General features: G+C 64.7%; 19 protein-coding genes. 11 read left to right on the top strand and 8 right to left on the bottom strand.

What is annotated here, in order from left to right:
• Window positions 1-41 precede the first annotated feature (41 nt).
• Window positions 42-830, bottom strand: a complete 789-nt coding sequence (locus BA190_RS31835) for a metal ABC transporter ATP-binding protein (protein ID WP_068297976.1) — start codon at window positions 828-830, stop codon at window positions 42-44.
• Window positions 827-1,705 carry a metal ABC transporter solute-binding protein, Zn/Mn family gene (locus tag BA190_RS31840; protein WP_202908563.1) on the bottom strand — a complete coding sequence of 293 codons (879 nt, stop codon included), beginning with the start codon at window positions 1,703-1,705 and terminating at the stop codon, window positions 827-829. The genes BA190_RS31835 and BA190_RS31840 overlap by 4 nt, the downstream gene beginning before the upstream one ends.
• 269 nt (window positions 1,706-1,974) lie before the next feature.
• On the opposite strand from BA190_RS31840, the gene BA190_RS31845 reads away from it, so the two are divergent.
• Both BA190_RS31845 and BA190_RS31850 read left to right on the top strand, forming a co-directional pair.
• A complete protein-coding gene (locus BA190_RS31845; RefSeq protein ID WP_068297980.1) occupies window positions 1,975-4,020 on the top strand; it encodes a DUF4139 domain-containing protein in 2,046 nt (681 codons plus the stop codon).
• A 262-nt stretch (window positions 4,021-4,282) separates the two neighbouring features.
• On the top strand, window positions 4,283-4,867 hold the full coding sequence (locus BA190_RS31850) for a class I SAM-dependent methyltransferase (RefSeq protein ID WP_068297983.1): 585 nt from the start codon (window positions 4,283-4,285) through the stop codon (window positions 4,865-4,867).
• A gap of 51 nt (window positions 4,868-4,918) precedes the next feature.
• On the opposite strand, the gene BA190_RS31855 is transcribed toward BA190_RS31850, so the two are convergent.
• Complete coding sequence (locus BA190_RS31855) at window positions 4,919-5,707, bottom strand: cupin-like domain-containing protein (RefSeq protein WP_210185282.1); 789 nt, start codon at window positions 5,705-5,707, stop codon at window positions 4,919-4,921.
• Between the two features lie 486 nt (window positions 5,708-6,193).
• Here BA190_RS31855 and BA190_RS31860 point away from each other — a divergent pair, with 486 nt between their 5' ends.
• Together BA190_RS31860 and BA190_RS31865 are read left to right on the top strand one after the other, a co-directional pair.
• The gene (locus tag BA190_RS31860) at window positions 6,194-7,912 is read left to right on the top strand and encodes a caspase family protein (protein WP_068297988.1); all 1,719 of its coding nucleotides are present in this window, start codon (window positions 6,194-6,196) and stop codon (window positions 7,910-7,912) included.
• A 106-nt stretch (window positions 7,913-8,018) separates the two neighbouring features.
• Complete coding sequence (locus BA190_RS31865) at window positions 8,019-8,642, top strand: GNAT family N-acetyltransferase (RefSeq protein ID WP_068297991.1); 624 nt, start codon at window positions 8,019-8,021, stop codon at window positions 8,640-8,642.
• A 7-nt stretch (window positions 8,643-8,649) separates the two neighbouring features.
• On the opposite strand, the gene BA190_RS31870 is transcribed toward BA190_RS31865, so the two are convergent.
• From BA190_RS31870 to BA190_RS31885, 4 genes are all read right to left on the bottom strand, one after another.
• Entirely contained in the window at window positions 8,650-9,795 is a 1,146-nt protein-coding gene (locus BA190_RS31870) for a PQQ-dependent sugar dehydrogenase (protein ID WP_068297994.1), read from the bottom strand.
• Window positions 9,796-9,852: 57 nt separating this feature from the next.
• Complete coding sequence (locus tag BA190_RS31875; RefSeq protein ID WP_068297997.1) at window positions 9,853-10,368, bottom strand: hypothetical protein; 516 nt, start codon at window positions 10,366-10,368, stop codon at window positions 9,853-9,855.
• A 206-nt stretch (window positions 10,369-10,574) separates the two neighbouring features.
• Complete coding sequence (locus BA190_RS31880; RefSeq protein ID WP_068298000.1) at window positions 10,575-10,829, bottom strand: hypothetical protein; 255 nt, start codon at window positions 10,827-10,829, stop codon at window positions 10,575-10,577.
• Window positions 10,826-11,233, bottom strand: coding sequence for a VOC family protein (locus tag BA190_RS31885; protein ID WP_068298003.1), 408 nt, complete (start codon window positions 11,231-11,233; stop codon window positions 10,826-10,828). Before BA190_RS31885 ends, BA190_RS31880 begins: the two co-directional genes overlap by 4 nt.
• 172 nt (window positions 11,234-11,405) lie before the next feature.
• Here BA190_RS31885 and BA190_RS31890 point away from each other — a divergent pair, with 172 nt between their 5' ends.
• On the top strand, window positions 11,406-12,320 hold the full coding sequence (locus BA190_RS31890) for a bestrophin family protein (RefSeq protein ID WP_068298006.1): 915 nt from the start codon (window positions 11,406-11,408) through the stop codon (window positions 12,318-12,320).
• Between the two features lie 19 nt (window positions 12,321-12,339).
• Here the strand turns inward: BA190_RS31890 and BA190_RS31895 are convergent, their stop codons facing one another.
• On the bottom strand, window positions 12,340-13,398 hold the full coding sequence (locus BA190_RS31895) for a lysylphosphatidylglycerol synthase domain-containing protein (RefSeq protein ID WP_068298009.1): 1,059 nt from the start codon (window positions 13,396-13,398) through the stop codon (window positions 12,340-12,342).
• Window positions 13,399-13,664: 266 nt separating this feature from the next.
• Between BA190_RS31895 and ppaT the strand changes: the two genes are divergently transcribed.
• From ppaT to BA190_RS31925, 6 genes are all read left to right on the top strand, one after another.
• Complete coding sequence (ppaT, locus tag BA190_RS31900) at window positions 13,665-14,906, top strand: pyridoxamine--pyruvate transaminase (protein WP_068298012.1); 1,242 nt, start codon at window positions 13,665-13,667, stop codon at window positions 14,904-14,906.
• Complete coding sequence (locus BA190_RS31905; protein WP_371260448.1) at window positions 14,887-16,503, top strand: ABC transporter substrate-binding protein; 1,617 nt, start codon at window positions 14,887-14,889, stop codon at window positions 16,501-16,503. Before ppaT ends, BA190_RS31905 begins: the two co-directional genes overlap by 20 nt.
• A 128-nt stretch (window positions 16,504-16,631) precedes the next feature.
• On the top strand, window positions 16,632-17,588 hold the full coding sequence (locus BA190_RS31910; RefSeq protein ID WP_068298017.1) for an ABC transporter permease: 957 nt from the start codon (window positions 16,632-16,634) through the stop codon (window positions 17,586-17,588).
• Entirely contained in the window at window positions 17,585-18,415 is an 831-nt protein-coding gene (locus BA190_RS31915) for an ABC transporter permease (protein ID WP_068298019.1), read from the top strand. Before BA190_RS31910 ends, BA190_RS31915 begins: the two co-directional genes overlap by 4 nt.
• Window positions 18,412-19,302, top strand: coding sequence for an ABC transporter ATP-binding protein (locus tag BA190_RS31920; protein ID WP_068298022.1), 891 nt, complete (start codon window positions 18,412-18,414; stop codon window positions 19,300-19,302). Before BA190_RS31915 ends, BA190_RS31920 begins: the two co-directional genes overlap by 4 nt.
• On the top strand, window positions 19,295-20,068 hold the full coding sequence (locus tag BA190_RS31925) for an ABC transporter ATP-binding protein (protein WP_068298026.1): 774 nt from the start codon (window positions 19,295-19,297) through the stop codon (window positions 20,066-20,068). The genes BA190_RS31920 and BA190_RS31925 overlap by 8 nt, the downstream gene beginning before the upstream one ends.
• Window positions 20,069-20,415 lie beyond the last annotated feature (347 nt).

Here is a 20,415-nt window from a genome sequence, read left to right on the forward strand (position 1 = left end):
GCGTTTCCAAGAGCGGACGAGGACGTCCGCGCTCCCAGGCCTTACGCATCATGCACATGGCTTTCCAGCTCGCCTTCCTCGGCCATCACGAAGATGCGGCCATTGACGCGGGCGACATGAATGGGCGTGCGGTAGAGATCGGACAGGACATGGCGGTTGACGACCTCGTCGACAGTGCCGATCGCGGCGCGGCCATGGCCGAGATAGAGCACCTGGTCGACGGCGTTGAGCAGCGGGTTGATCTCATGGGCGCAGAACAGCACGGCGATGCCGCGTTCCGAGGCGACCTCCTTGATCAGTTCGACGATGCCGCGCTGATGGGCCGGGTCGAGGCTGGCGAGCGGTTCGTCCATCAAGAGGAGCCTGGGGTCGCCGATCAGGGTCTGGGCGATAAGCAGGCGCTGGCGCTCGCCGCCGGAAAGCTGGGAGATCGGCCGGCGGGCGAGATCGGCGGCGCCAACGCGCTCGATTGCGGCCCAGGCCGCTTCCTTGTCGGCCGCGGACGCGAAGGGCCAGCCCCAGCGCGTGCCTTCGATGGCACCGAGCACGAGTTCGTAGCCGCTGAGGCCTGACAGGGCCGCGTTGCGCCGCATCTGCGGCATGTAGCCGATCTTGGGGTTGCCGCGCCGCGGCGCTTCGCCGAGCACGCTGATCCGCCCGGCCTGCGGCGTGACCAGGCCGAGCACGGCGCGCATCAGCGTAGTCTTGCCGGCGCCGTTGGGACCGAGCAGGCCGACAAACCGGCCTTCGGCAATGGAAAAGGAGACGCTGGACAGGATCCGGCGCCTCCCGAGGGTCAGGCTGACTTTTTCGAAACCGACAGCACTCACTGCGTCAAACCGGAAAGGGCCAGATCGACCTGGCCGAGCTGTCCGTCGAACCAGGCCTGGATAGCGGTGCCGGCCGGCATGGTTTCGGTGACGCCCACCACCGCGACCTTGTGATCCCTGGCGATCTGCAGGAGCCGCTTCGTGGTCTCGTCGGTGACCTGATTGTTGTAGAACAGGATCTTGGCCGAGCCGTCCTTGAGACTGTTCTCGAAGGCGGCGACCTGGCTGGGGCTCGGCTCGCTGTCATTCATGATCGCGGTCTGGAAATCCTGGTTGAGCATCTTGAGGCCGAGGGCCTCCGCCATATAGCCGAAAACCGGCTCGGTGGCAGTCACCTTGACGTCCTTGTACTTGGTCTTGATCGCATCGACCTGTTTCGTCAACTCGGAGAAAGACGCTTCGAACTTGGCGAGATTGGCCTTGTAGTCGGCTGCGTGGCCAGCATCGCGCTTTTCGAGCTCGGCGGCCAGCGCCGTGGCCACGGCCGGGAACGTCTTCAACTCGTACCACAGATGGGGATTGTCGCCTGCTTTGTGCCCGGTGAGCTCGGCGGCGACGATCGCCTTGCGATCGGGATTGGCGGAGGCGGAAAGCAGCTTGTCCATCCACGGATCATAGTCGGCGCCATTGTAGACCACGATCGCGGCGGTCGAGAGCGCGCGCGCGGTGGAAGGGCTCGATTCGAAAAGATGCGGGTCGTCCTCGGGATTGGAAAGGATCGAGGTGACCTCGACATGCTCGCCCCCGATCTGGCTGGCGAGGTCGCCATAGAAATTCTCCGCGGCGACGACCTTGATCTTCTCGGCGGCCGCGGCCGGATGGGGCATGATCGCTGCCGCGGCCATGAGGACGGCGGCAAACATCATCGAACGCATCGTGATCTCCATGACACTAGATAAGGACAGGCTGCAGGCCCATCGCAAAGACTGAAATGTTATAATGTAACAATCTTTGATTAGTGGGCGGGGCGAGGGATGTCAATCGTGTCCGGGCAGGATTCGCGACAGCGACTCAGGCTCGCCCACCGGTTGCACTCGCCTGTAACCCCCGATACACCTCCGATGCGTCGCAAAGCTGCTACAACAGCGTCGAAACCTGCCGCCGACCTCCCGGAGCAAAGCGCTAGCGCTATAGAGGGCTTTTCATGCGTTCCCCCGTTCTCCTCGTCCTGATGGCCACCACCATGCTCACCGGTACTGCTGAAGCCGCCGAACTCGTCCTCAAGCGTGCCGTGCTCGGCACCGGGGGCGTCGGCTATTTCGAATATGCTGCCGAGGTTACGGGCAAGGAGACGCTCACCCTGCGCGCCCGGCTCGACCAGGTCGACGACATCCTCAAGAGCGTGCTGATTCTCGATCCGGCCGGTACCGGCTCGGCCACGCTGCCCGGCAAGGCCGGCGCGGACGAGACCTTCGCCTCCCTGCCTTTCGCGAAATCCGATCTCGACAGCATGCCTGCCCTGATCGCGGCGCTGAAGGGGGCCGAGATCAGGCTCTCCGGCCCGCGCAAGCTCGAAGGACGCATCGCCAGCGTGCAGACGGAGACGGTTACGAGCAAGGACGGCGGCACCATGACGCGGACCCGCGTCTCCGTCTTCTCCGGCGCCGCGATCGAGCAGTTCATCCTGGAAGAGGCCGAAGGGCTGGAATTCAAGGACGCCAGGCTCGGCGAGCAGGTCGAGACGGCGCTCAAGGCCCTGCGCACGGCGCAGGACCGTTCCGGCCGCGACATTTCCATCCAGCTTGCCGAGGGCGGCAAGCGCACCGTGCGCATCGGCTATGTGGCGGAAGCGCCGGTCTGGAAGGCGGCCTACCGCCTGACGCTGCCCAAGGCCGACGAGGACAAGGCGCGCCTGCAGGGCTGGGTCGTCCTGGAGAACATGACGGGCAATCCCTGGAAGGACGTCGAGGTGACCTTGTCCTCGGCTTCGCCGGTGACCTTCCGCCAGGCGCTCTACGATCCCTATTACGTCCAGCGCCAGACCATTGCGCCGCCGGTGAGCCGCACGGCCTTGCCGCGTACCGATGCCGGACAGCAGAATCTGGAATTGAAGGCATCGGGCGGCGCGGGCACCGACCAAGCCATGTATGACATGGCACCGGCTCCCGCCGCCGCGCCCGCTCCGATTGCGCCATCGGCGCGGCTGCGCAAGAACCAGGCCTTCCTCGGCCAGGGAGGCGGCGCACAGAATTTCGGTATTGCCGAGCCGCAGGAGGCCGGCAGTGCCGCCGAGGAGAACGCCGCCGGCGCCAGCTTCACCCTGTCGAAGCTGGTCAGCGTCGGCTCGGGCGAGAGCCTCACCATTCCCTTCGTCGATCTCAAAATGCCCTCGCAGGCCGTGGCCTGGTATCAGGGCGGCAGCCGCAATCCCTGGCAGGCGCTGACTTTGAAGAATGACGGCGCCACCTCGCTGCCCGCGGGCTCGGCCACCATCTATGAAGGCACCGAGGCTGGACCGCTCTTCTCGGGCGAAGCCCAGTTCCCGCTGCTGCCGACCGGCGATTTCCGCCTGATCGGTTTCGGCGCCGACCAGAAGGTGCTGGTTGACTCGGAGGCGAGCTCGGCCAAGGCGATCACCAAGATCAAGGTAGTCGACGGTACGCTCCAGGTCGAAAGCCGTCTGCGCCAGACCACGACCTATCGGGTCAAGAACGGCGCCGGCGAGCTGCGCCATATGGTGGTCGAGCAGCCGCGCGTTGCCGACTGGACTTTGGTGGAACCCAAGGCCGAGGAGGCGACCATCGCCGGGCAGGCCTATCGCATCCGCTTCGATGTCGAGGCGGGCAAGTCCAAGCAATACAAGGTCACGCTGGAGCGGCCCGTGGTCGAGGCGATGGCCGTCGCCGATGTCACCGGCGAGCGCATCCAGGCATTGATGGCCGCCCCCGATCTCGATGCCGAGACCAAGGCCCGGCTTGCCACGGTTGCCGAGGCGGCCAAGGCGAGCGACGAGGCGCAGGCCGCGACGACACGCCTGGAAGAGCAGCGCGACGGCATCACCCAGGACCAGGAACGTATCCGCGAGAATCTGAAGTCGGCGCCGCAGGGTTCCGATCTCGCCCGGCTCTATTCCCAGAAGATGCTGGAGCAGGAAAAGGCGCTCGACAAGCTCGATGGGGCGATCAAGGAGGCGCGCGCCAAATATGAGGCGGCCCGCAAGATCCTCGGCGATCGCGTGAGAGCCCTGTAGCGGCAGGAGACAAGACCGGTCCCGCACCGGGGCCGGTATGCCGCTTTTTTGACAACCGCCGAAGGGTTGCAATGCTGGCTCAATGCAGCCCGGCACAATGGTCGTGCCTGCGGCGAAGATTGAGTCGCGTTCCGCCTCTCAACGTGGTCGCGGCAGGTCCGACGGTGCAGGCGCGATCGAGGCTGCATCCGTTTCGGCGGATGCATGGAGCGGGTCTCGGCCGCGCTTCTCCATGCGGTCTCGATTGCGACCGGACGATGGCATGACCATGCGCGACGTATTGCCCTTCTTGCGGGCCTTGAATTCAGATCCTCTCAGCGTGGGCGCCATCGCGCCCTCGGGTCCGGCCCTCGCCGAGTTGATCACCCGTGAGATCACGCCGTCCTCGGGACCCGTCGTCGAGTTGGGGCCGGGAACGGGTGTCTTCACCCGGGCCCTGCTGGCGCGTGGCATACGGGAGGACGAGCTCACGCTGCTGGAGCGTGGCACCGAATTCGTCGAATTGTTGCGTGGGCGCTTTCCCCTGGCGCGCGTGCTTCACGAGGATGCCGCCGGCCTGGGGACACTCGGCCTCTTCGACGGGCCGATGGCAGGGGCGGTGATCAGCGGACTGCCGCTCCTCAACCTGCCCCGGGACAAAATTCGAGCCATATTGGCCGGCGCCTTCGAGACCCTCCGTCCGGGCGGTGCCTTTTATCAATTTACTTATGGCGCGCGCTGTCCCGTGCCGGGACCGATGCTCGAGGAACTCGGCTTGCGAGCGGTCCGGATCGGCCGGGCCTTCGCCAACATACCACCGGCGACGGTATATCGGATCGGCCGGCGTGGCGCCTCCGTGCCGCGCTGATCCCCAGGCCGGCCATCGTCAGGCGGGCCTGGCGTCCAGGCCGGCCTTGCCTCAGCGGCCCACCAGCTTCTTGACCTGGCGGACGCAGCCGATCGTGGCCGCCTTCGAGCGGTCGACGATGGCCGACTGGCCGGGCGACCGGGGTTTCAGGCCCATGCGGCGCAGATAATAGTTGGCCCGGTAGACGTCCTTGTACTTCCAGTTCGGAAATTCGAGATTGAGCGACAGGCTGATCGAAATATTGTCGTGGTTCTGCAGCCAATGCGCGCCATGCGTCGGAATATGCACCGCGTCGCCGGGCTCAAGCGTGATCTTGCGGGCCTTCCGCTCGGCTTCCGGCTTGAAGGTGCCCGCCGTGGTCGTCACCGCGTAGTAGCGCTCGAGTTCATCCTCGGTGGTGATGCTGCGATCCATCGGATCGCAGACCCAGATATCCTTGGTGCCGTGAATCTGGGTGAGGACGTTGACCTCGGCATCGAAGTGATAGGGCGTCTTGCGGCGGGGTGAGGTGATGAAGATCAGCATTTCGGTATTGCTGAGCTGCTTGGAGCCTTCGGGGCCGGCAATCTGGCGAATGAAGTCGTCGAACTCGTCCAGCAGCTTCTTGTAGCGCGGATCGATTTCGATGTGCTTCAAAACCATCCAGGCACCGGCCGTCTCGATGCGGTCGATGACCTGTCGCACCGTCATGTCCGGTTTGGGGACAGAGCCCCATTTGTCGGTGATCGAGAGATCCCCGGCATCCCAATAGAGGTCGCCCGGGCGCTTGGCCGCTTCCTCCGCCACGCTCGCCAGCGCATCGATCGAAAACAGGGGGTGGCTGGCCAGAGGGTGCTGCATCGAGAAAGCAGCCTTGTGAAGCAGGCGGCGACATTCCTCGAACGGTTCCACCGTCGACCATTGATCCGAATGCTGAACAATAGATGGCTTCGTCAGCATGCCATGTTTCCTCTGGATTGAGCAGGACGTATCAGTAGTTGAGTTATGATTTATTGATTTATCGCAGATTTTTACTTTATGGGCGAGGCGAGTGGAGGAGTCTTTCGGGGGCGTACAAATCAATCTTTAGTAGGAGGGGAGACGTTCCCTCGCTCGCTCGTAAGCCGTATCACTTAAGGGAAGTCGACGCGCCGCCGATGGCAAGAAGAGCGCCTCGGCCAAGCATCCATGCTCGACGTGAACGGGATCGCGCAAGGCGATCGGAGTGCGCAAAGGCACGGTCCGGACAGCAAAAGTCGTGCCTTCTGCCGCCAGGCGAACTATACAAGCGGACTTTAAAGGCGCAGCCGGCGACGCCTGACTGATCCTGCCGGTTTCGAGGGTATCATGCGGCGTGCGGCACGCTTCTTCACCGGTCTGGTTCTATCGCTGGCGTTCGGCCTGTGCGCTGCCGAAGCTGCCCTGGCGCGCAATCTCGCGCTGGTCATCGGCAATGATTCCTATGCCAACGTCACGTCGCTTCAGAAGGCGGTCTCGGATGCCCGCGCCATTGCCGACCAGCTCGAAAAGCTCGGCTATGTGGTGAGGCGGGTCGAGAATGCCGATCAGCGGGGCATGAGCCGGGCCCTGGTGGCTTTCAACGCCGATATCCAGCCCGGCGACCGGGCGCTGTTCTACTATGCCGGCCATGGCTTCGAGATCGGCGGCACCAACTACCTGCTGCCCACCGACGTGCCTTCGGTCCAGACCAACCAGCAGGACCTCATCCGCGACGCGTCCTTTTCGGTGGAGCGGGTCATCGACGGGATCCGGGACAAGGGAGCCGGCGTTGCCGTGCTGGTGCTGGATGCCTGCCGCAACAATCCCTTCGCCAATGACAGGTCGCGCTCGGTGGCGGCAACCCGTGGCCTGGCCCGCGTCGACGCGCCTGAGGGCGTCTTCGTCCTGATGTCGGCGGGCGCCAAGCAGGAAGCGCTCGACCGGCTCTCCGACCAGGACGGCAATCCCAATTCCGTGTTCACCCGCAGCTTCCTCGGCGAATTGTCGAAGCCCGGCCAGACCCTGGTCGAGATCGCCAAGAAAACGCAGGTCGACGTGCGTGCCTTGGCCGCGAGTGTCGGCCACGACCAGACGCCGGCCTATTACGACCAGGTCATCGGCGACGTCGTACTGTCGGATGCGGTGGACACCACCCCCCAGGCGGGGCAGCAGGTCGCCTCGGCGAGCCCGCAAGGCAATACCGGTCCGAACATCCGCACCGAGATCAATACGGTCGGACGGACCGAGGCCGGCAAGGGTGTCTCGATCGGGCCCGGCGTGAAGCTCGGGCCGGGGGTCACGATCGGTGGCAAGGACTCCCGTATCGCCCTTCAGAATCCGGCCAATCCGCCCACGACGGATCCGGCCAAGGCCTTGAATCTCCAGCAGGGCGGTGCGGCGACCGGCCAGCAGCTCGCTCTGGTCCGGCCGGATACCAAGCCCGGCCAGCTCACGCAGCCCATCGGCCGTGCTCCGATCGCCAGCTTCTCGCGCTCCAATGCCGGCTGGACGGTGACATTGTCCCTGCCGGAACCGGCGACAGCCCTGTCGTACCGGGTCGGCGAGGCCGGGGAGTTCAAGGAAACCGGCCTGCTCGACGTCCTCGACCAGCGCACCGGTGGGCGCATGCCCAATCCGTCCTTCTCGATGTCGCCCCGCGCCCAGGCGGGCATCATCCAGGTACGCTATCGCAGCATCGATGGCGCCGATGTCGGCCCCTTCTCGATTCGCTTCGACCCGGACATCGCCCTTTACGAGGACCAGCGCCGCAATCTCACCTCGATCCAGGGCAGCTGGGTGGAGTTTCGCGATTTCAACGGCGTGCTGGTCTATTTCACCACGCTGGTGAGCTATCGCTGTGCCGTCACCGAGGTGCGCTATGGCCTCAACGGCGCACCGCCATTGACCCGCTTCGACTTGCCTGTCTGCAACATGAAGGATCCCTATTCGATCCCCAACAATGCCAAGACCTATCTGAAGCTACCGGGCAGTACCAAGTCGATCAGCGTGCAGGTCACCTGGCGCGACGGCTCGCAGTCCGAGATCAACACGGTGGAGAAGGATTGAGGCCGGGAGATCGGGTGAGGCAAGGTGGCACTCTTTGCTTCGGTGCGTCTTTGTGATTTGAAGTGGTTCATTCAGATCATAAAATCCTTCTGCATCGTTCGGTTCCATGACCTCCTCCGCTCCCGTTCTTTCCGCTGGCTATTCCAACGTGCCGCCCGGCATGCTCGCCAATGTGGTCACCTGTCTCGAAATGCTGCAAAGGCCCAAGCCGAAGCCGGCGAAGCCGCTCGAACGGCCGCTGACGCTGGAGCGGATCGAGAAACCCGATTTGGGCGACTACCGCGCCCTCTATCGAGCCGTCGGCGAGGACTGGCTGTGGTTTTCGCGGCTGATCATGCCGGACGCCGAACTCGCGGCGATTCTGGAGCATCCCGATGTCGAGGTCTATGTACTCATGGCAGGCAAGCGGCGGCTTGGCCTGCTGGAGCTCGATTTTCGCCAGCAGGGGCAATGCGAGCTCGCCTTTTTCGGTCTGGTGGCGGAGGCGATCGGGCAAGGCGCCGGCCGCTTCCTGATGGACCAGGCCCTGGCCAAGGCCTGGGCCAGGCCGATCGAGCGGCTATGGGTGCATACCTGCACGTTCGACCACCCCGGCGCGCTGGCCTTCTACCGCCGCTCCGGCTTCGAGCCCTTCGCCTTCGAAGTGGAAGTCTGCGCCGATCCGCGCCTGAGCGGATGCCTGCCGCGCCAGGCCGCGGCCCACATACCGCTGGCGGACTTCACCGCCTGAGCATTCGCTATTTCGCCGGCGTCAGGCGCAGCAGGCGCCCGTCCGAGGCGTCCTCGATCAGCCAGATTGCCCCGTCGCGATCGACGGCGACGTCGCGGATGCGGGCGCCCATCTCCCAGCGATCGGCCTGGCGCGCACCGTCCTTGCTATCGAAGGCGATGCGCACCAGGGCTTCGCCTCCGAGGGCGCCGATGAAGGCCGAGCCTCGCCATTGCGGAAACAGCTTGCCCGAATAGAAGGCCAGGCCGGCAGGGGCGATGATCGGGGTCCAGTAGATCACCGGGGCTTCGAATTCCGGGCGGGTCCGGTGACGAGGGATCGGCACACCGCTGTAATTGTCGCCGTTGGAGACGATGGGCCAGCCATAATTCGCGCCCCGGCGGATCAGATTGAGTTCGTCGCCGCCGCGCGGGCCCATCTCGTTTTCCCACAAACCGCCGTCGGGGGCGAAAGCCAGGCCATAGGGATTGCGATGGCCCAGGCTCCAGATCTCGGCCTGCACGCCGCCCTTGGCCGCCATCGGATTGTCGGCGGGCGCCGTACCGTCGAGATTGAGCCTGAGGATCTTGCCGCGATTGGTGTCAGTGTTCTGGGCGGTCTCCGGCTCCATGCGATCGCCGGAGCTGAGGAAGAGGTGGCGCCCATCGGGGGCGAAGGCGATGATACCGCCCGGCTGGCCGCCGCCACCCTTTGGCGAGGCGCGCCAGATCACGGCAAGATCGTCGAGACCTGCTTTGCCGTCCACCTCTTTCAGTCTGGCTCGTGCCAGGGCGAGTGTTCCGCCGCCGAAGCTTGGTTCGACATAGCTGAAATAGACCAACCCGTCCCGGGCAAAGCCCGGCGAGGCCGCAATGTCGAGCAGGCCATTCTGGCCGCCGGCCTGCACGCGCGGAACGCCGCTAACCTCAGTCTTGGCACCGGCCGGGGTCACCAGGAACAGCTGCCCGCCCTTTTCGGTGACGAGCATGCGCCCGTCGGGCAGGAAGGCGATTGCCCAGGGCGTGTCGAAACGCGCGACGGTGGTGGCCTTGAAGGGGCGGGTCGTCGAGGCAGGGCTGTTCGCCGCATTCAACTCGGCGCGGGCCAGGCCGGGAGGGGCCGCTGCGCTCCCGATGATTGCGGCAGTCAGAACGATTCGGACGGCATTTCGCATCGATGAGTCCCCCACCGGCCCGCGCAACCTGCCGGCCCGGACCCGGATGCATCAATCTCAGCCGATTGCGTCCTTCCAATGGCCGGACGAGGTTGGCCGTCCGCGGTGCTGGGGACAGATGTCACCCTTGCGCAGGATGGCCTCGGCGCAGCGCAGATTGATCCAGGTTGCGGTCAGGAAGATCACGGCGAAGATCAGGCTCTGGGGCGACAGATCGATCATGGCCATGCCGCGCCGTGCCAGCTGGATGACGAAGGTCGCCGCGACCAGGGCCGAAAAGCCGGCGCCGATCGCGCTGAAGGCGAGACGCGGCAATGGCCAGACGGTCGACGAACGCCGGCGTTCCCAGAGGAGAAGCCCGAAATTGGCCAGTGGCCCCACCAGAAACACCGCCACGATCGGGCCGAAGAAGAGCAGGATCCACTCGAAATTGCACAGGAGTTCGCGGCAGGGCAGGCTGTCGATATAGAGATAGACACCCCAGTAGAGCAGGGCGAGCGCGCCGCTCGCCAGCGCATAGGCCAGCAATCCGTTGGAGAAAGCCTTGGTCTGTGACGGCGTAGGAGAGGTCATGGTCCTGTCCTGCTGGCTTGCTCGAGATCATTTAAGTTAGTGAACGAACGCTAACTTAAATGATCTGACGGTTGGCGTCAACCGCATTTGGATCTTATCGAAGGCGATGTGGGAGGGGCGTGCGATCGGACACCGGACATTGCGGGAGGAGAGGCCGTCACCGAGCAGGTTGCGCCCGCTGAGGCAGGGCAGGGAAAGCGGCAATTCTACTCGGGTACCGTGAAAATCCCGCCATTGGCCCAGGCGCTGCGGCGGATGTCTTCTTCACCGGCCGGCTCGGCGTCGTCGTCGTCCAGCAGCGTAAGAAAGCCGTCCCCGGCTGCCAGCCTGTCCGGCGACAGATAGCCCCATTCGCATTCCTCGCAATGGCCGTAGACAATGCCTGTTTTGACACTGCGATAGAGGAAGAGCCGGCCCTGGCGGCAATTGGGGCAGGGGCCGACATGAAAGTGGCCGGTCATACCTGCGGGCCCGGCCGGATCAATTGCAGCAGGTCCCAGAGGTTGCCGTACAGATCCTCGAACACCGCCACCGTGCCATAGGCCTCCACCCGCGGCTCCTCGTGAAATTGCACGCCGCGCGCAAGATAGAGGCGATGGTCGCGCCAGAAATCGTCTGTGTTGAGGAACAGGAAGACGCGCCCGCCCGTCTGATTGCCGATTGCCGCCGCCTGAGTGGGGGAGGTGGCCTTGGCGAGAAGCAGGCGGGTTGGGCCGGTGCCAGGTGGCGCAACCAGCAGCCAGCGCTTGCCATCGCCGAGGTCGCTGTCCTCCACCACGTCGAAACCGAGCTTGCCAACATACCAGTCTTTGGCCTCGTCATAGTCGCGGACGACCAGTGTGATTGCACCCAGATGCTGCGGCATGGTTTCTCCCTGTTTCGAAGCGGAGACCGGGTCGGCCGCAAGCCCAGCCGCCCGAGCGCGACAATACGGCATCCAGATAGGGCCGCGAGAAAATTCACGCCGCCTTCGCGGTGTGGCACAAGCGGGCCTGCGTGCCACATGCCACCCCAAGCCCCAACCGGATCCCGCTTTTATGATTGTTCGCAAAAACCCGCAGGCATGGGAGCTCTTCTTCATCATGCGCGGCTCCATCGTACCGCAGATCTGGCCGCAAATGCTGGTGGTGGTACTGATCTCGGTGGCGGTGACGCTGCTGGAGACACGCGGCTTCATCCATGTGCCGCCGATCGCCGCCTTGCCCTTCTCCCTGATCGGCGTGGCGCTGTCGATCTTCTCGGCCTTTCGGAATACGGCGAGCTATGACCGTTGGTGGGAGGCGCGCAAGATCCTGGGGGCTCTGGTGATCGATGCCAGGGGATTGTCGCGCCAGGCCCTTGCCTATCTTGCCGCCGAGCCGGAGGTAGCGCGGCGGCTGGCGCTTCTTGCCATCGCTTTTTGCGATCTGGTCCGCTGCCATCTGCGAGACGAGGAGCCGGACGAGGCAGCGCTACGCCATCTCGATGCAGCCGATCGCGCCGCCGTCACCGCAAGTCGGCACGGGCCGAATCGCCTGCTGCTGCAGATGAGCCGCCTGGTCGCCGAAGCCCTCGACAAGGCACGGATCTCGGCGCAGATGGCGCAGATTCTCGAAGAAAGAATCTCGGGGCTTTCGACCGACCTCACCGCCGCAGAGCGCATCAAGCAGACCCCATTGCCCTTTGCCTATTCGCTGCTGCTGCACCGCACCGTCTATCTGTTCTGTTTCCTGCTGCCCTTCGGGCTTGCCGACAGCATGGGCCTGTGGACGCCGGTGATCGCGGCCATCGTGACCTATACCTTCTTCGGTCTCGACGTGCTCGGCGACGAATTGGTGGCGCCCTTTGGCGCGACCCCGAACAGCCTGCCGGTGATGGCGATCTGCCGAACCATCGAGATCAATATTCTGGAGGATCTCGGCGAGACAGAGCTGCCCGAGGCACCCTTGCCCGTCGATTTCGTGCTGAGCTGAAGGCAAGGCCCGGCCGGGCTTACGAATGCTGCGGCGGGTCCTGGCGCACGGTTTCGAGCTTGATCGCCGGCTGGGCGTCCTTGCCTTCGACTGGCTTGCCACCGACGACGGAGCCGAGCAGGCCTCCAAGGGACTGGCGCTCGGTGTAGAGCACGATGACGCAGGAAATCGCCAGCGGGATGAGCAGATAGAGCAGGCGGAACATCAGGAGAGCCGCGATGATCTCGGCCTTGGACTGAATCACCGCAGGATCGCTCGGATTGGCGCCGGCCGGCAGCATGATCAGCAGGAAGACCGCTTCGAACACGCCGACGCCACCTGGGGCGTTGGAAATCAGGCCGGCGCAGAAGGAAGCCAGGAACATGCCCAGCACCACGAAGAAGCCCGGGTTGAGGGCGTCGGGCAGGGCGAAATAGATGATGCCGGCGGCGCCGACGATTTCGATCGGAGCGGCGAAAAGCTGCCGGAAGGCGATGGTCGGCTTGGGATAGGCAATCTGCAGCGAACGGATGCGCAGGGGCTTGAGATGCAGGATCGCACCGGCCTGGTAGAGCAGCACGAAGGCAAGCATGGCCAGACCCAGCATGAAGGCGGCGCTGGGCGGGAAATGGAACAGGCGCGAGAGCAGCTCGGGCTCGCCCACCAATACGATGCCGCCGAGGAATACGGCGCCATAGGCGAAGGTGAAGGCGCAGAAAGCCGTGACGACGGCGACCTCGGCCGCGTTCAATCCCATCCTTGAATAGGCCCGGTAACGCACTAGGCCGGAGGAGAGCACGGACACGCCGATATTGTGGCCCAGCGCATAGGCCACGAAGGAGACGATCGAGACTACGGGCCAGGACAGCTTCTTGCCGACATGCATCAAGGCGATGCGGTCGTACCAGGCCAGGGCGGCATAGGCGAGCGTGGTGGAGGCGAACGCCAGCAGGATCATCAGGGGCCCGCGATCGACCACGGCCTGCCAGACCTGGCCGACTTCGACGCCCTTGAGCTCCTTGGACAGGAGATAGACCGAGAATACGACGGCGGCGAGCCCGATGACCGGCCAAACATATTCGAGCTTGTTCTTCATCATGTCCGTCTGGGTAAGGGTTCGAACCGGTTGCCGAAACGTGTCGTCACACCGTGTTCAGGTAAAACCATAAACAACGGGATCGTGTCGAACACAAGACAACCGGATGATGAGCGTCGCAGAACGGTCACGCCGGAGACAGTCCTACTTTTAACGCAACTAACATGTATTTCCTTTTAAGGCGCGTTAACTCGCTGTAATTCATGCGTTGTCGGCACGGCGCTACGAAGCTAGCATCCGATCAAATCGTTTTCTGCGCGGACTGTTCCATGCTTGCACCACCGCCTTTCATGCTGACGACCGGGCCGGTGACGGCCTATCCGGCCGTGCTCAACGCCATGGCCCGGCCTGCCGTCTATGATGGACACCCTGCTTTCCAGCAGTTCTACCGGGCGGTGGTGGGCAAGCTGCAGGCCGCCTTGCGCCTTTCGAACCTGCCCCTGATCCTGCAAGGGGATGCACTGCTGGGGCTCGAAGCCGCTGCCGCCTCGCTGATCGGCCGCAAGGACGTCGTGCTCAATCTCGTCTCGGGCGTCTATGGCAAGGGCTATGCCGGCTGGGCCCGCCGTTATGCCGGCGAGGTGATCGAACTCACCGTACCGTTCGACGAAGCGATCGATCCGGAAAGAGTGCGCGAGGCGCTGGCGGCGCGCCCCGATATTTCGATCATCACTGTCTGCCATCACGATACGCCCTCGGGTACGCTCAATCCCCTGGCCGAGATCGGACGCCTTGGCCGCGCGCACGGCGCCTATGTCATCGCCGATGCCGTTTCCTCCTTCGGCAGCCTGGACGTGCACCCGCAAGAGGCCGCGATCGACATCTTCGTGACCTCCGCTGCCAAATGCCTGGGGGCCACGCCGGGCCTGAGCCTCCTTGCCGTCAGCGACAGGGCCTGGGAGAGAATCAAGGCCAATCCGGATGCGCCGAGGGCCTCCTTCCTGTCGCTGCTCGACTGGGAGCTGGCGGCCGAGGCCGGGCGGGCATTTCCAGTCACGCCTTCGCTCGCGGAGATCAGTGGCCTCGATGCAGCGCTCGACCTTTATCTCCAGGAAGGGCCCGAACGGATCTGGGCCCGCCATGCCCGCACGGCGGCAGCCGCGCGGGCGGGGCTGAAGGCGCTGGGCCTAAAGCTATGGCCGGCACGCGAGGCAATCGCCGCACCCTCCGCCACGGTTTTCCGCCTGCCGGAGGACATTCCGGATATCCGCCTGCGCGATACGCTGCTGGAACGCTATGGCGTGATGCTCTCGCTCGGCCGCGGCGAGACGGCGGGCAGAGTGTTGCGCATCGGCCATATGGGGCCGGCAGCCGAACCGATGCTGGCCGTGACGGCCGTGGCGGCGTTGGGCGGAGCGCTCAACCAGCTCGGTCGGCAGGTCGATGCGGGCACCGGGGTCAATGCCGCGCTTGCCATTCTCAGCCAAGCGTCATCCAATCACGCTGATTCGAAAGGCTCCTCCCGGGAGGTTGCACATGCCGATCCTGCCAATTCTGTCGACCCTGCTTGATCGCCGCTCATTCCTGCTCGCCAGCGCCGGGACGGCCTTGGTGCTCGGGCTGCCGCACCGCGTCCGGGCCAGCGAGGTTCCGGCCGGCCGCCTGACCGTTGCCGCCGATTCCGAGCCGACCAATCTCAATCCCGCCATCGTTGCCTCGAACGGCGTGTTCTTCGTCGCCAGCAAGGTGATCGAGCCTTTGGCCGAGGCTGATTACAACGGCCCGGACGGATTGGTGCCGAAGCTTGCCCTGTCGTGGGAAGGGGCGGCAGACGGCAAGGCCGTCACCTTCAAGTTGCGCCCCGACGTGAAATGGCATGACGGCAAGCCGTTCACCTCGGCCGATGTCGCCTTCTCGGCCCTGGAAGTGTGGAAGAAACTGCAGAATCTCGGCCGCGTCGTGTTCAAGGACCTCGAAAGCGTCGACACGCCCGATCCTCTGACGGCGATATTGCGTTTCTCGGCGCCGACACCGTTCCAGCTCATCCGCAACTGCCTGCCGGCCTTGACCTCGGTGCTGCCAAAGCACGTATTTGCCGGCACCGACATCATGAAGAACCCGGCGAATGAGAAGCTCATCGGTACCGGGCCGTTCAAATTCGTCGAGCATAAGCCGGGCGAATATTATCTGCTCAAGCGCAACGAAGCCTATTGGACCCAGGGTCAGCCGCATTTCAACGAGATCCTGTTCAAGGTGCTGCCCGATCGCCAGTCAGCCGGTGCGGCGCTCGAGGCGGGCGAGATCCAGCTTGCCGCTTTCTCGGCCGTGCCGTTGGCCGATCTCGATCGCATCTCGAAGGTGCCGGGCCTCAAGGTCTATTCCACGGGCTATGAGGCACTCACCTATCAGATGATCATCGAGATCAACCATACCCGCAAGGAACTGGCGGATCTGCGCGTACGCCAGGCCATTGCCCATGCCATCGACAAGGGCTTCGTGGTGCAGGCGATCTTCCGCGGCTATGCGACGGCAGCCACCGGTCCCGTGCCGCAGACCGACAAGACCTTCTACAATCCGGATGTCGAGCGTTACGAATTCGACCCGGCCAAGGCCGAGACCCTGCTCGACGAAGCCGGCTACAAGAAGGGCGCGGATGGCATCCGCTTCCATATTAAGCTGTTGCCGGCGCCCTTCTTCAACGAAACCGTGCAGTTCGGCGCCTATCTCCGGCAAGCCTTGGCCAAGATCGGCATCGATGCGGAGATCGTCTCCAACGATTCGCCGGCGCATCTGAAGGCCGTCTACACCGATCATGCTTTCGACCTGGCCGTCGGCACGCCGGTCTACCGGTCCGATCCGGCGATTTCCACCACCATCCTGTTTCAGAGCGGCATACCGGCGGGCGTGCCGTTCTCGAACCAGTATGGCTACGCCAACCCCAAGACCGATGCGTTGATCGCGGCGGCCGCGGTCGAGATCGATCCCGAAAAACGGGCCGAGCTCTACAAGCAGTTCCAGAAGCTGGTGGTGGACGACCTCGCGCTCATCAACGTGGCCGAGTTCTCCTTCATCACCGTGGCCAGCGAGAATTTGCAGAACGTTTCCAACAATCCGCGCTGGGCGGTGTCGTCCTGGGCGGATACCGCCCTGCCGGAGATGGCGCCGTGATGTCGTTTCCGGGTGCGCGGACGCCTCGTCCGCTCTTGGAACCGCCTCGTTCCCGGGAGACCAAGAGGCGGACGAGACGTCCGCGCATCCGGGAATAATCGCCCGTGATCCCGCGCTTCCTTCGGCGCATGGGCGGGGCCCTGGTGGTTCTGCTCCTGGTCGTCATCGGCGCCTTCTTCATGCTCGAATCGGCGTCGGGCGATGCCGTCGATGCCTATGTCGCCGGTATCGGCGGGGCGGATGCGGCGCGGATCGCCGAGCTGAGAAGCGAGTGGGGTCTGGATCAGGGGCCTGCCTTTCGGCTCAAGGCCTATCTGTCGGCCTTGGCTCACGGCGATTTCGGCTGGTCGACCGCCTTTCAGCGGCCCGTACTCACTATTTTGCTGGAGCGCCTGCCGGTGACCCTGATCACCATGGGCTCGGCGCTGGCGCTGGCATTCCTGCTCGGCATCGCGCTCGGCTTCCTGGCGGGCTGGCGACCGAATAGCTGGCTTGACCGCATCTTGTCGCTGGGCTCGCTTGCCCTCTACGCCATGCCCGGCTTCTGGCTCAGCCTGGTGCTGATCCTGGTCTTTTCCGTCATGCTGCGCTGGTTGCCGGCCAGTGGCTTCGAGACGATGGCGTCCGGCAAGACGGGCCTGGAACGGGCAAGGGACATCGCCTGGCATCTGGTGCTGCCGGTCGGCGCGCTCGGACTGCTCTATATGACCCTGTTCCTGCGCCTGTTGCGTGACGGCATGGAGGAGGTCTGGCATGCCGATTTCGTCCTGGCTGCGCGCGCCCGCGGCGTGACGGGCTGGCGCCTCGCGCTGAACCATGTCGCCCGCAATGCACTGGCACCGGTGATCACCATGCTCGGCCTGCAGTCGGCTTCCCTGCTGGGTGGCAGCGTGGTGGTGGAGAGCGTGTTTGCCATACCCGGATTCGGCCGCCTGGCCGCCGAGGCGGTCGCCCGCCGCGATACGCCGCTGCTGCTCGGCGTGGTGCTGTTCAGCGCCGTCGTCGTCATCGTCATGAATCTGCTGGCCGACCTGGTGCAGGCTTGGCTCGATCCGCGCATCGGTGCCAGCGAGCGTGTGGCATGACCATGCTGGCGGCCATGTTGCGCAGCGGGGAGGGCCGTGTCGGCCTGGTGTTGCTCGCTCTGTTTGTCGTGCTTGCGCTGACGGCGCCATTCGTCTTTCCGGGCGATCCGCTAGCCATTGGCGCGCCACCGCTGCTCGCGCCTTTCACCGATTCTGCCCATCCCCTGGGAGCCGACCGGCTGGGGCGCGACATCGCTGCCGAGCTGGCCTGGGGCAGCCGTACCACGCTTCTCGTGGCCGTCGCTTCGGCGCTGGCTTCCCTGTTGCTCGGCTGCCTGGTCGGCACGCTGGCAGGCTTCCTGGGTGGCTGGACCGACGACGTGCTGATGCGCCTCTCCGATGCGTTCCAGACCGTGCCGGCCTTTCTCCTCGCCATGGCGCTGATCAGCGTGACCGGACCGAGCCTGCCGGCCATCGTGCTGGCAATCGCCGCCGGTGCCTGGCCGCAACCCGCCCGCATCGCGCGCGCCGAAATTCGTTCCCTGCGCGAGCGCGATTTCGTCGCTTCGGCCCGGGTTGCCGGCATGCATCCGCTCGTCATCGGCTTTCGGGAGATCCTCCCCAATGCCCTGCCGCCGGTGATTTCGCTTGCCGCGATCATTGCCGCGGCGGCCGTATTGATCGAGGCCGCGCTGTCGTTCCTCGGCTTCGGCGATCCCAACAGGCCGAGCTGGGGCAGCATGGTGGCCGAGGGGCGCGCGCTGCTGCGCAGCGCACCCTCCCTGTCACTGGTGCCGGGACTTGCGCTCGTTGCAATGGTGCTGGCGATCCATCTCACCGGGCGGGGCTATGCCAGGGCGCTGCGCGTGAAGGAGCCGGCGGCATGAAGCTTTTCTCCCTGCGCGGCTTCGGCGTCTCCTATCGCGATCGTGCCGGCATGCATCCGGCCTTGCAGGGCGTCGACCTCGATATCGAGGCCGGCCGGCATCTGGCTCTGCTGGGGGAAAGCGGATCGGGCAAATCGACCCTGGCTGCAGCCCTGGCAGGATTGTTGCCGGCCAATGCGGCGAGTACCGGCAGGTTGACCCGGCCGGGCTTTGCGTCGCAGCCCTGGCCCGGGCGCGATATCGGCATGGTCTTTCAGGATCCGGGCGGCAGCCTCGACCCGCTGATCCCTGTGGGCGACCAGATCGCCGAGGCGCGCCGGGCCTGCCGGGGTGGGAGCCGCGCGGACGCGCTGGCCCTCGCGCGGGATTGGCTCGGCCGCATGGCCTTGCCCGACCCGCATGTCGCGTCGCGCAAATATCCGCACCAGTTTTCCGGCGGCCAGAAGCAGCGCATTGCCCTCGCCGCAGCACTGGTCAGCGAGCCCAGCGTACTGATCGCGGACGAGCCGACCAGCGCCCTCGATTCGATTACCCAGCACGCCATCGTCGAATTGCTTCGGGCGCTGACGGCGGGAAGCGGGCTCACCTTGATCTTCGTCACCCACGACATCGCTTTGGCTTCGCAATTGGCAGACGATGTCGCGGTGCTCTACCAGGGGCGTGTGGTCGAGGCTGGCCCGGCGGAGCGCCTGTTCCGGACACCGTCCCATCCCTATCTCAAGGCCTTGCTGGCGACACGCCAGGAACTGAAGGATCTGGAACTGAAGGGTCTGGACCTCGGGAATCAGGGGCTCGGACGTCCCCGCTCGCGCCGCTTTGCCGAGATCGATCCCAGGGATTTTTCCGTCAGGGTTCCCGCCGTGGGGGAGGGGGCCGGTCATGGCTGATGCCCTGCTTGAAATCGAGGCGCTGTGCAGCAGCGTGCGGGGGCCGGCGGGGCGGCATGCCATCCTGGATGGTATCGACCTTGCCATCGCACCGGGCGAGATCGTCGGTCTGGCGGGGGGATCCGGGGCGGGCAAGACCAGTCTTGCCCGTGCGATTCTGCGGCTCCATCCGGTCGATGCCGGTTCCATCCGTTTCGAAGGGCGCGAGATCACCCATCTTGCCGGCAAGGCTTTGCGCCGTATCCGGCCGCGGCTGCAGATGGTGTTCCAGGATCCCTTGGCTGCCTTCAATCCGCGTGCCCGGGTCGAGCGCGTCATCGGCGATCCCCTGCGAATCTGGCATTCCCTGTCTCGGGCACAGGAGAGGCAACGGATCCTGGCATTGATGGAGCGCGTCGGCCTGCCGGAGCGGCTGCTCGGCCGTTTCCCCCATGAGCTCTCCGGCGGCCAGCGCCAGCGTGTCGCCATCGCCCGGGCCCTGGCGACGGATCCGGCCCTGATCATCCTGGATGAGCCGGTCTCGGCGCTCGACGTGGCCGTCAGGGCGCAGATCCTCAACCTCCTGCTCGACATCCGTGAGAAGGCCGGCACGGCGCTTTTGTTCATCGCCCATGATCTGGCCGTGATGGCGGCCTTGTGCGACCGGCTCTGCGTGATGGATGCCGGGCGTATCGTCGAGTCCGGCCCTCCCGGCCGGCTTGTTGCAGTGCCGCAAAGCGAAATGACGCGTTTGCTGGTCGCCGCGGCACCGAAAATGAGATTCTGAAAATTCTTTCGCGAGTCTCAGGGCGATTTCGACTCAGATTCGGCGCAAGCAGGCCGGTCTCGACTGGAATTTATCCACAGGGCGCAGGAAATCTTTGATGCGCCGCAATATGGTAAATTATTCCTGATGGGGGCTGCAAACGGCCCAAAACGGGCATTTTGGATGAGTTTCGATCTGGATGGAGGGGAGCCGCTCCCATGGGCCCGACATGGTCCCATGACGATTTTGCAAAAATCCGCAAAAGGGGGCGTTGACAGTGCGGTCTGGGGTCCCCTATACAGCGGCCATCGACGGACGGCGTTGCCGCGGATTGAGCGGCGGCGCTGACGTGTCGCTTCACGGACAAG

This window comes from Labrys sp. WJW (assembly GCF_001676615.1).
Lineage (GTDB): Bacteria > Pseudomonadota > Alphaproteobacteria > Rhizobiales > Labraceae > Labrys > Labrys sedimenti.

What these genes read in the sequence shown, in the direction of transcription:
- BA190_RS31840 (WP_202908563.1), bottom strand. Translation starts at nt 1,705, where the DNA reads ATGCGTTCGATGATGTTTGCCGCCGTCCTCATGGCCGCGGCAGCGATC.
- BA190_RS31845 (WP_068297980.1), top strand. Translation starts at nt 1,975, where the DNA reads ATGCGTTCCCCCGTTCTCCTCGTCCTGATGGCCACCACCATGCTCACC.
- BA190_RS31850 (WP_068297983.1), top strand. Translation starts at nt 4,283, where the DNA reads ATGACCATGCGCGACGTATTGCCCTTCTTGCGGGCCTTGAATTCAGAT.
- BA190_RS31855 (WP_210185282.1), bottom strand. Translation starts at nt 5,707, where the DNA reads ATGCAGCACCCTCTGGCCAGCCACCCCCTGTTTTCGATCGATGCGCTG.
- BA190_RS31860 (WP_068297988.1), top strand. Translation starts at nt 6,194, where the DNA reads ATGCGGCGTGCGGCACGCTTCTTCACCGGTCTGGTTCTATCGCTGGCG.
- BA190_RS31865 (WP_068297991.1), top strand. Translation starts at nt 8,019, where the DNA reads ATGACCTCCTCCGCTCCCGTTCTTTCCGCTGGCTATTCCAACGTGCCG.
- BA190_RS31870 (WP_068297994.1), bottom strand. Translation starts at nt 9,795, where the DNA reads ATGCGAAATGCCGTCCGAATCGTTCTGACTGCCGCAATCATCGGGAGC.
- BA190_RS31875 (WP_068297997.1), bottom strand. Translation starts at nt 10,368, where the DNA reads ATGACCTCTCCTACGCCGTCACAGACCAAGGCTTTCTCCAACGGATTG.
- BA190_RS31880 (WP_068298000.1), bottom strand. Translation starts at nt 10,829, where the DNA reads ATGACCGGCCACTTTCATGTCGGCCCCTGCCCCAATTGCCGCCAGGGC.
- BA190_RS31885 (WP_068298003.1), bottom strand. Translation starts at nt 11,233, where the DNA reads ATGCCGCAGCATCTGGGTGCAATCACACTGGTCGTCCGCGACTATGAC.
- BA190_RS31890 (WP_068298006.1), top strand. Translation starts at nt 11,406, where the DNA reads ATGATTGTTCGCAAAAACCCGCAGGCATGGGAGCTCTTCTTCATCATG.
- BA190_RS31895 (WP_068298009.1), bottom strand. Translation starts at nt 13,398, where the DNA reads ATGATGAAGAACAAGCTCGAATATGTTTGGCCGGTCATCGGGCTCGCC.
- ppaT (WP_068298012.1), top strand. Translation starts at nt 13,665, where the DNA reads ATGCTTGCACCACCGCCTTTCATGCTGACGACCGGGCCGGTGACGGCC.
- BA190_RS31910 (WP_068298017.1), top strand. Translation starts at nt 16,632, where the DNA reads ATGGGCGGGGCCCTGGTGGTTCTGCTCCTGGTCGTCATCGGCGCCTTC.
- BA190_RS31915 (WP_068298019.1), top strand. Translation starts at nt 17,585, where the DNA reads ATGACCATGCTGGCGGCCATGTTGCGCAGCGGGGAGGGCCGTGTCGGC.
- BA190_RS31920 (WP_068298022.1), top strand. Translation starts at nt 18,412, where the DNA reads ATGAAGCTTTTCTCCCTGCGCGGCTTCGGCGTCTCCTATCGCGATCGT.
- BA190_RS31925 (WP_068298026.1), top strand. Translation starts at nt 19,295, where the DNA reads ATGGCTGATGCCCTGCTTGAAATCGAGGCGCTGTGCAGCAGCGTGCGG.